Source organism: Cupriavidus plantarum, assembly GCF_905397285.1.
GTDB classification, from domain to species: domain Bacteria; phylum Pseudomonadota; class Gammaproteobacteria; order Burkholderiales; family Burkholderiaceae; genus Cupriavidus; species Cupriavidus plantarum.
Map to the genome: position 1 here is coordinate 1 of NZ_CAJPUX010000023.1, position 1,752 is coordinate 1,752.

The 1,752-nt window shown below is 69.8% G+C and carries 1 protein-coding gene; it reads right to left on the reverse strand.

Annotated elements, in window-relative coordinates; translation table 11 throughout:
- Positions 1 to 1,554, reverse strand: a 1,554-nt coding sequence (locus tag KHP16_RS28185; protein WP_211961634.1) for a DNA polymerase III subunit gamma/tau, incomplete at its 3' end; no start/stop codon positions are given.
- Positions 1,555 to 1,752: the final 198 nt, after the last annotated feature.

The following is a 1,752-nucleotide window of genomic DNA, read 5'->3' on the forward strand; positions in this document are numbered from 1 at the left end:
GGGTCGTCCCCCGCGCCCAGCGGTCGCCTGACGCGCCGCGAGCAGCGCGGCACGGGCCGGCGACATTGCGGCGTCCGCGGCGTGCCCGGCGGGCGATGCCTCGACCGGCGCGGGCTCGGCGGCTGGCACGGGCTCGGCATGGTAAGCGCCTGCCGATCCGGTCACCGGCGCGTCGGGCGAGCGGTCCGCGGCGTCGCCGGTGGAACCGGCAGCCGGCGCAATGCCCGACCCAATGCTGGACGCAATGCCAGACGCATTCCCCGGCGCCGATGCGCCATCGACCTGCCCGGCCTGCGGACGCGAGGCGCCGGAGCCCGCCGCGCCTCGCGCGGCAGCGGCCTCGGCGGCGCGCGTTGCCGGCGCAGCCGCCGCTCCCGCCGGCACCGAAGCCGCGCGCGGGCGTGCGGTCTGGTTGCCGCCGCCCTGCCCCGCCACCGGCGCGGGCGTCGTCGACGAAGACGGCCGGAACGCCAGCATCCGGAGCAGCGTCATAGTGAAGCCCGCATACTCGTCCGGCGCCAGCGCCAGTTCGTTGCGGCCGATGTTCGCGATCTGGTAGAACAGCTGGACTTCCTGCGCGTCGAACAGCCCCGCCAGCCGGCGCACCTCGCCAGCCTCCGGCCATTCGTCCTGCACCGAAGCCGGCACCGCCTGCGCAAGCGCGACCTTGTGCAGCAGCGACCCAAGATCCTGCAAGGCCCCCGCGAACGACAGGCTGCGATCCGCCATCGAATCCGCAATGCCGATCAACGTGGCGCCATCCTCGGCGGCCAGCGCATCGAGCAACTGCACGAGGTAGCTCTGGTCGATCGCCCCGAGCATCCCCCGCACGGCATCCTCCGACACCTGCCCAGCGCTATACGCAATGGCCTGATCGGTCAGCGACAACGCATCGCGCATGGAACCGTGCGCCGCCTGCGCGAGCAGCCGCAGCGCATTGCCATCATGCGTAATGCCTTCTTGTGCAAGGATATGGTCGAGGTGCGAGACGATATGTCCCGGCGGCATCTGCTTGAGGTTGAACTGCAGGCAGCGCGACAGCACCGTGACCGGAATCTTCTGCGGATCGGTGGTGGCAAGAATGAACTTGACGTGCCCAGGCGGCTCCTCCAGCGTCTTCAGCATCGCGTTGAAGGCGTGGTTGGTGAGCATGTGCACTTCGTCGATCATGTAGACCTTGAACCGGCCCACCGTCGGTGCATACACCGCCTTGTCCAGCAGTTGCGCCATTTCATCGACGCCGCGGTTGGAGGCCGCGTCCATCTCGATGTAGTCGACGAACCGCCCGCTGTCGATCTCCTGGCACGCCTTGCACTGCCCGCATGGCTCGGCCGTGATGCCCCCGCCGCCGTCAACACCCGTGCAGTTGAGCGCCTTGGCCAGAATCCGCGAGAGCGTGGTCTTGCCGACGCCGCGCGTGCCGGTGAACAGATAGGCGTGGTGTAGCCGTTGCTGTTCCAGCGCGTGCGTGAGCGCGCGGACCACGTGCTCCTGTCCGACCAGCGTGGTGAAATCCCTGGGGCGCCATTTGCGCGCTAGAACTTGGTAACTCATGGCGGCGATTGTAGCAAATGGCAACGCCTACCCGCACTCTCCCACGTACCCGCAATTCGCGCATTTGGCACAGCCGTCGATCCGGTGCAGCGCGTGCGCGCCGCACTCCGGGCACGGCTTGCCGGAACCCACGCCCGGCGCGCCCGCCGGCAACAGCGTGCCGCCCGCCCCGGCCGCGCCAGCGCCACCGCCCGCCAC